The 6,622-nt window shown below is 67.7% G+C and carries 8 protein-coding genes; 2 read left to right on the forward strand and 6 right to left on the reverse strand.

What is annotated here, in order from left to right; all coding sequences use genetic code 11:
- The 3 genes from VF542_RS00925 to VF542_RS00935 all read right to left on the reverse strand — a co-directional run.
- A partial coding sequence (locus tag VF542_RS00925) for an ABC transporter substrate-binding protein (protein ID WP_408649827.1) occupies positions 1–501 on the reverse strand: 501 nt, incomplete at its 3' end.
- Positions 502–1,249: 748 nt separating this feature from the next.
- The gene (locus VF542_RS00930) at positions 1,250–1,513 is read right to left on the reverse strand and encodes a hypothetical protein (RefSeq protein ID WP_408649828.1); all 264 of its coding nucleotides are present in this window, start codon (positions 1,511–1,513) and stop codon (positions 1,250–1,252) included.
- Complete coding sequence (locus VF542_RS00935; RefSeq protein ID WP_408649829.1) at positions 1,510–1,635, reverse strand: hypothetical protein; 126 nt, start codon at positions 1,633–1,635, stop codon at positions 1,510–1,512. Before VF542_RS00935 ends, VF542_RS00930 begins: the two co-directional genes overlap by 4 nt.
- A 7-nt stretch (positions 1,636–1,642) precedes the next feature.
- Between VF542_RS00935 and VF542_RS00940 the strand changes: the two genes are divergently transcribed.
- Complete coding sequence (locus VF542_RS00940) at positions 1,643–1,789, forward strand: hypothetical protein (RefSeq protein ID WP_408649830.1); 147 nt, start codon at positions 1,643–1,645, stop codon at positions 1,787–1,789.
- An 82-nt stretch (positions 1,790–1,871) separates the two neighbouring features.
- On the opposite strand, the gene VF542_RS00945 is transcribed toward VF542_RS00940, so the two are convergent.
- Complete coding sequence (locus tag VF542_RS00945; protein WP_408649831.1) at positions 1,872–3,086, reverse strand: Fic family protein; 1,215 nt, start codon at positions 3,084–3,086, stop codon at positions 1,872–1,874.
- A 217-nt stretch (positions 3,087–3,303) separates the two neighbouring features.
- On the opposite strand from VF542_RS00945, the gene VF542_RS00950 reads away from it, so the two are divergent.
- On the forward strand, positions 3,304–4,047 hold the full coding sequence (locus VF542_RS00950) for an endonuclease/exonuclease/phosphatase family protein (RefSeq protein WP_408649832.1): 744 nt from the start codon (positions 3,304–3,306) through the stop codon (positions 4,045–4,047).
- Here VF542_RS00950 and VF542_RS00955 read toward each other — a convergent pair.
- Positions 3,982–6,141: a S9 family peptidase gene (locus VF542_RS00955; RefSeq protein WP_408649833.1), complete on the reverse strand. Its 2,160-nt coding sequence runs from the start codon at positions 6,139–6,141 to the stop codon at positions 3,982–3,984. The genes VF542_RS00950 and VF542_RS00955 overlap by 66 nt on opposite strands.
- A gap of 27 nt (positions 6,142–6,168) precedes the next feature.
- Positions 6,169–6,622, reverse strand: a 454-nt coding sequence (locus VF542_RS00960) for a hypothetical protein (RefSeq protein WP_408649834.1), incomplete at its 5' end; no start/stop codon positions are given.

The following is a 6,622-nucleotide window of genomic DNA, read 5'->3' on the forward strand; positions in this document are numbered from 1 at the left end:
GTCGGTCGCGAACACCCGCTCGACGCCGTACTTGACCTGCTTGCTGGTGACGGTCGAGCCGTCCTCCCACTTGATGTTGGGCTTGAGCTTGTAGGTCCACTCGGTGAAGTCGGCGTTGTGCTCACCCAGGCCGGTCGCCAGATCACCTTCGACCGCGACATTGTTGGCACCCGGTATAGAGGAATAACCAACCAGCGTGCGGGTGAACAGCCGCTGCATGTTCCAGCACCAGCCGTAGTAGGTGTTCGCGGGGTCCCACGAGTCACAGTCACCGGTGGCCACCAGGTTCAGGCTGCCGCCGGTCTTGTCGGACTTGTTGACGAAGCCGATGGTCGCCGCGTTGAACGCCGCCGGCAGCGGCTGAGTGCTGCCGCTGCTGTTGCTGGCGCTCGCTGTCGGCCTTGGGCCGCCGCCTTTATCGCCGCTGTTACATGCGGTCATCACCATGGTCGCGGCGGCGGTCAACCCGACCGCCATCGCGACCTTCCTGTTTCGTAGCATGGCTCTTTCACCCTCCTAGCGGAATGGTTGCAGTACCGGCAGCGGTCAGCGAGCAGCCTGACCACTTCGCGGCGGCGATGAAGTCGCCTCGTCGAGCGCCGGGTGGCCTCGGAGGCGCTTCTCCCAGCCCGATCTCGCAAGGGTTGGGACAGTGTTACTTCGACGGAAATCGCTGCACTGTTGCGATTCGAAAATTGTCGTGTGCTGATGACCTTGTTACCCATTCACCGAAGACCAGGCCAGCGTCGATGCCAAATCGGTATGGATAAGAGGCCGAAATCGCACCGTTGCCGGCCGCTGCCTCAGTTCCAGGTTATTTCTAGCTCGGGCCGATGACCAAGGAGTTCCTCTTGAACGTCAACATCATGGAACTCATCGGTCACAACAATTACGTGACGGTGGTAATGAGAAGCTCGGAATGACGATGAGCGATAACTGGCAAGAATTGTGATGCAAATGTGCTCCGCGAATCACTGACATTGGGTGGTATCTGACGTCGGTGCTGCGCCACGATGAGGCAGCCGGGAGCGCAAAGCTGTTCCGGACTACCGGCGAGCTCATACTCGGGCTGGACCGGGCCGACCAGCGCAAGACTTACCGGCTCGTTGCCGCCGCGAGGTACTGCGACGCCGCTATGAGCACGTGCGCCTCAGTTCGCGAGCACCGGCCAGCAGCAAGGCGCGCTGCTCGCGCTGGAACCTCGAGTCGTCCGTGGCCGATCCGGAGGCCAATGCCGCGCTGTCGGCGATCAGGGTGTTGGTCGCGAACCGGTGTTGGCCGACTTCGCCGGGACCGTTGCCGAATAGGCCATGGTCGGCGCGGTGTCATGACCCGGGGTCGGCGTCTTGCTGGTGTCGAAGACCGGCGACGTCCAGTACGCGAACGACCCGGCCGGGTCGGTCGTGCCGTCCGGGTTGTAGGTCTTGTAGGAGTTGCTCACCGCCTGGCCGTGCCGGTCGCCGTACAGGCCGGTGTAGATGGTCGGGCTGTCGTTGGCGGTGTGCGCGATCACGGCGTGTGGGTGTTGGACAGCACGGTGCCGTTGGACGTCAGGAAGTTCAGCAGGTGCGGCATCTGTTCGAGGTCGGAGGGGACGTTGGGGTTGTCCCGCGAGAAGTGCACGTTGTCTAACACGATGCTGATGACGTGCTTGACGCCGTTGCCCAGCCGGCACGTCGACGCCGAGGACGGCCGCGGTGTGGCGGTGGCCGGAGCGGTGCTCGCGAATGCGACGGCAGCGCTCGTGACAACGGTCGCGGCGCATACGGCGGCGATGCTCGTCGCCTGATCCGGGTGTGAAGGCCCATGACTAACCTTCCCGGAGTGGACAAAGCAGCTCCACGCGGCCGGCTGAGCCGAAGGCACTGTGTTCAGGTACCACCGCGGCGTCCGGAGCGGACCGCGAACGCGTCAAGTGCGGCGAGTACCTCCGGCGCGCTGTAACGGCGATAACGCTGCCTGCCGGAAACCTTGGTCAGCACGCCTGCCTCGACGAGCTGTTCGATCGCCCGCAATGCGGCTGGAGCGGTAATGCCAAGCTCGTGCTGCACCAAGGGGGAGTCCACTACCGGTTGGCCGAGCAGCAGGTCAGCCACCCGCCATGCGGACGCACCACGCCTGGCGGGGATCGCGGCGCTCCACCCGTCACGGACGGCATGTAGCTCGGCCACCAAGGCCCGGCCATTGTTGACTGCGGCGAACGCCGCGTTGGACAACCGCTCCACGATGGGTTCGGGGTCGCCGTCCCGGTAGGCGGTCAGCGCGGCGAAGTAGGTGCCGGTGTCCGCCAGCAGGCCGGCCGAGACCGGCACCGTGACCTGCCTGGTCAGGCCCTTCGCGCGGAGCAGGCTGTGCACGAGCGCACGTCCGGTGCGGCCGTTGCCGTCCGGGAAGGGGTGGATGGTTTCGAACTGGGCGTGTGCGATCGCGGCCTGGATCAACGGTGGCAGGTCATCGCGGCTGAGGAACGTTTCCAGGTCGGCGATCGCGGCTGGCACCCGGGCAGGATGCGGCGGGACGAACAACGCACCGTGCGGAGACCAGTCGGAGCCGCCTACCCAGTTCTGCACATCGCGCCACTTGCCTGCCCACTCCGGATGAGTGGACGCCAGTAATGCGGAGTGCATGGCGAGGATTGCGGCACCGTCGAGACGGTCTGCCAGCGCGATGGCCGCCTTCATGGCCGTGGTGTTGGCGACGATGACGGTCGCGTTCTGACGGCTGGTGTCACCAAGCTCAGCGAGCGCAATCGCTTTCGCCGAGGCGGTCAGGTTTTCGATCCGGGACGAGGCTACGGACTCGCTGCGCAGCAACATCGTCATGAAGGGTGCGATGTCACCACCGACTTCGGCGTCGAAGCGAGCGATCTCGGTGGCGGCTTCGGTAGCAAGTGAACGCGTCGAGGCGGACAACGGCACGTCTGCACGTGGTGTGATGTCAGGAGGTATCGCCGCGCGGTAAGGTCCGGCCTGACGTCGAGCCTGCGACTTGGGGACGGTCTGCCAGCTGGCGGGAACCCATGGCAGTTCTTCACTGTCCAGGGACGGCCACGAGGGTGCGACGGCCTCAGCGCTTCCGTTACCCACGCCCACACTTTAGCAACGGATAGCGGACTTTGTTTACTTAACCGTTAGCCAAGTAGTGGTTGTGTCGCAATGTGCAGCAAGGTTATGACAGCGCGTGCATGCCAGAGGGCGATCTCGACTGCCTCTCGCGGCTACAGCCCAAGCGGGATGTCGGACTACATCGTGGGTGCACCTAGTGGAACTCAGCCCTTGGACCAGTAACTGCCAGGATGGTGCGGTGACCACGCTGCGACTGCTGTCCTACAACGTCCGGTCGATGCGCGATGACGTCGACGCCCTGGCCCGGGTGATGCGCGAGATCGCCCCGGACGTGGCGATCATCCAGGAAGCTCCGCGGTTCCTGCGCTGGCGGTCCAGGTGCGCGGCACTGGCCCGGCGGGCCGGCATGGTGGTGGTCACCGGCGGGCGGCCCAGCGGGGCCAACCTGGTGCTGTCCTCGCTCGCGGTCGAGGTCGCGGCCACCCACGAACTCGCCTTCACCGCCGACCGGCACCTGCACCACCGGGGCGCCGCCGTCGCCGTCCTGAAGCTCAAAGGCGCACCGTTCGCGGTCGCCGGCACCCACCTGGACCTCATCGAGGCGCCCCGGCTGCGGCACCTGGACGAGCTCGCCGCCTTCGCCGCCAGCACCCTGCCCGAGGACGCGCCGCTGATCGTCGGAGGAGACCTGAACGCGGTCCCCAGCTCCGCGACCTGGCAGCGGATGCGGCAGTTCGGCACCGACGCCTTCGCCGCCGCAGGCATCGGCGACGGCCTCACCTACTCCGCCATCGCGCCGGTCCGCCGGATCGACGGGGTGTTCGCCGACCCTCGCCTGCAACCGACCAAGGCCGAGGCGATCGACTCCGCCGACGTCCGGATCGCCTCGGACCACCGGCCGCTGGTGGTCGAGTTCCTACTTCCCGATGCTGGCGGCGGAGCCGACGCCCAGGGTGTCCAGCTCCCAGGCCAGGACCAGTGAGGCCTCGTGCCAGGCGTCGTAGCGGCCGCTGCGCCCGCCGTGCCCGGCCTCCATCTCGGTCTTGAGCAGGATCGGCGCCGAGCCGGTCGCCACCGCCCGTAGCTTGGCGATCCACTTGGCCGGCTCCACGTACAGCACCCGGGTGTCGTTCAGGCTGGTGATCGCCAGGATCGCCGGATAGTCCTTGGCCTCGACGTTCTCGTACGGCGAGTAGGACTTCATGTAGGCATAGACCTCCGGATCGGCCAGCGGGTTGCCCCACTCCTCCCACTCGATCACCGTCAGCGGCAGCGACGGGTCCAGGATCGTGGTGAGGGCATCGACGAACGGAACCTGCGCCATGATCCCGCCGAAGGCCTGCGGCGCCAGGTTCGCGACCGCGCCCATCAGCAGGCCGCCGGCACTGCCGCCCTGGGCGACGATCCGCTCCGGACGGGTCCAGCCGGCACTGACCAGATGCTCGGCGGCGGCGATGAAATCGGTGAAGGTGTTGCGCTTGGCCAGCATCTTGCCCTCGTCGTACCAGTGCCGGCCCAGCTCGCCACCGCCGCGCACGTGCGCGATCACGAACACCACGCCGCGGTCCAGCAGCGACAGCCGCGGGATCGAGAAGTACGGGTCCATCGAGACCTCGTAGGCGCCGTAGCCGTAGAGCACCACCGGCGCGTCACCGTCCAGCTCGACATCGGCCCGGCGCACCACCGACAGCGGGACCAGCGTGCCGTCGGAGGCCCGCGCCCACTCCCGGGCCTGCCGGTAGTTGCTCAGGTCGATGTCGCCCAGCACCGGCTGGCGCTTGCGCAGCAGCAGCTCCTTCGACAGGACGTCGTAGTCATAGACGGTGTCCGGGGTGACCAGCGACCGGTAGGTGAGCCGGTAGCTGGTGGCATTCCAGTCCCGGTTCTGCCCCGGCAGCACGCTGTAGAGCGGCTCGTCGAAGCTGATCGGTTCCGGCTGGCCGAAACCGTCCTGGGCACGGGGCAGCACCGCGAGGTTCGTCAGCCCCTCACTGCGCAGGTGGAGCACCGCATGCCCGGCGAAGGCGTGGACCCCCAGCAGCCGGCGCTCGGCCGAGCCGGGGACCAGCGTGCGCCAGTTCGCGGCGCCCGGGTCATCGGCGGGAGCCAAGCTCAACTCGAAGTTCGCTTCACGGGTGTTGTGCACGATGAGCAGGTGGTCACCGGCGTGCTCGACCTGGTACTCGATGCCCTCGATGCGGGGCGCGACGACCACCGGGTCGGACTGCGGCGCCTGCGCATCCAGCAGCCACACCTCGGTGGTGAGCTTGCTGCCCACCGAGATCTGGATCGCCCGCTCGTTGCGGGTCAGCTCGACGTTGACCCAGAACCGCTCGTCGTCCTCGGTGAAGATCACCACGTCCGCGGCCGCCTGGGTACCCACCGTGTGCCGCCACACCCGGTTCGGGCGCCAGGACTCATCGACGGTGACGTAGAAGACGGCGCTGGCATCGGCGGACCACGCCGAGGAGTAGAAGACCCCGGCGACGGTGTCGGGCAGGTCCTGCCCGGTCCGCAGATCCTTGATGTGCAGGGTGAACCGCTCGTCGCCGGTCAGGTCGAGGGAGTAGGCGAGCAGGTTGCCGTCCGGCGAGGTCTCCATCGTGCCGAGCGCGAAGAAGCCCGAATCGGCGGCGACCTGGTTGCCGTCCAGCAGGACTTGCTCGCCGGCGAGCGAGGTCCCCGCACCACTCGCGGACCCGTCGCCGGCCGAGCCTTCCCCGGCGATGACCGGTGGCGCGTCGCCGTCCGCGGGCAGCCGGCAGTAGATCGGGTACTGCTGGCCCTCGACGGTCCGGCTGTAGTACCAGTGGCCGCCGCGCCGGTACGGCACCGAGAGGTCGGTCTGCTGGGTCCGGGCCACGATCTCGTCGAAGATCTGTTGCCGTAACGGCTGCAGCCGCGCGGTGCAGGCCTCGGTGTAGGCGTTCTCGGCTTCGAGGTAGCCGATCACCTCGGGGTCCTCCTTGTCGCGCAGCCACTCGTAGTCGTCGACGAAGGTGTCACCGTGGTGGACCCGCTCGATCGGCTTGGTCATGGCGATGGGAGGCGTCGGCTGCTGCGGCTGGTCAGACATCTGTCCGAGGCTACCCGGCCGGTGCAGTCAATGGGCCTCCCGCAGCAGCACGGCGCCCGCCGGCAAGGGGTGCTCGCGAAAGTACCGGTCCTCGTTGTCCAGCCAGTCCTGCCAGGGCTGCCGCAGCGGCCCGTCCCGCTCGATCCAGCGCCGCTCCCGGACGTCGCGGGGCACGTCGAGAAAGATCGCCACCGAGGCCCGGCCGGCGCAGGCGTCGATGGCCGACACCCCCTCGATCACCAGCACCCGTGACACCGGCACCGCAACCGTCTCGGCGAAGCGCATCGCGTGCCAGTCGTAGCGCCGGTAGCCGCCGGGCCGGCCCGCGGCCAGCGGCGTCAGGACGTCGGCATGCAGCCGCGGCCAGAAGCTGAACTGCCCCGCCCAGCCGTCCAGCATCGCATCGGTGGACAGCACCGCGGCGCCGTCCAGTCGGGCCGCCAAGGCCGCGGCGAGGCTCGACTTGCCGGCCGCGGCACCG

It is taken from the genome of Jatrophihabitans sp. (assembly GCF_036389215.1).
Lineage (GTDB): Bacteria > Actinomycetota > Actinomycetes > Mycobacteriales > Jatrophihabitantaceae > Jatrophihabitans_A.

Bases quoted from the DNA above. Each gene is read 5' to 3' on its own strand.
- VF542_RS00940 (WP_408649830.1), top strand. From the start codon at position 1,643: ATGACGTGCTTGACGCCGTTGCCCAGCCGGCACGTCGACGCCGAGGAC.
- VF542_RS00955 (WP_408649833.1), bottom strand. From the start codon at position 6,141: ATGTCTGACCAGCCGCAGCAGCCGACGCCTCCCATCGCCATGACCAAG.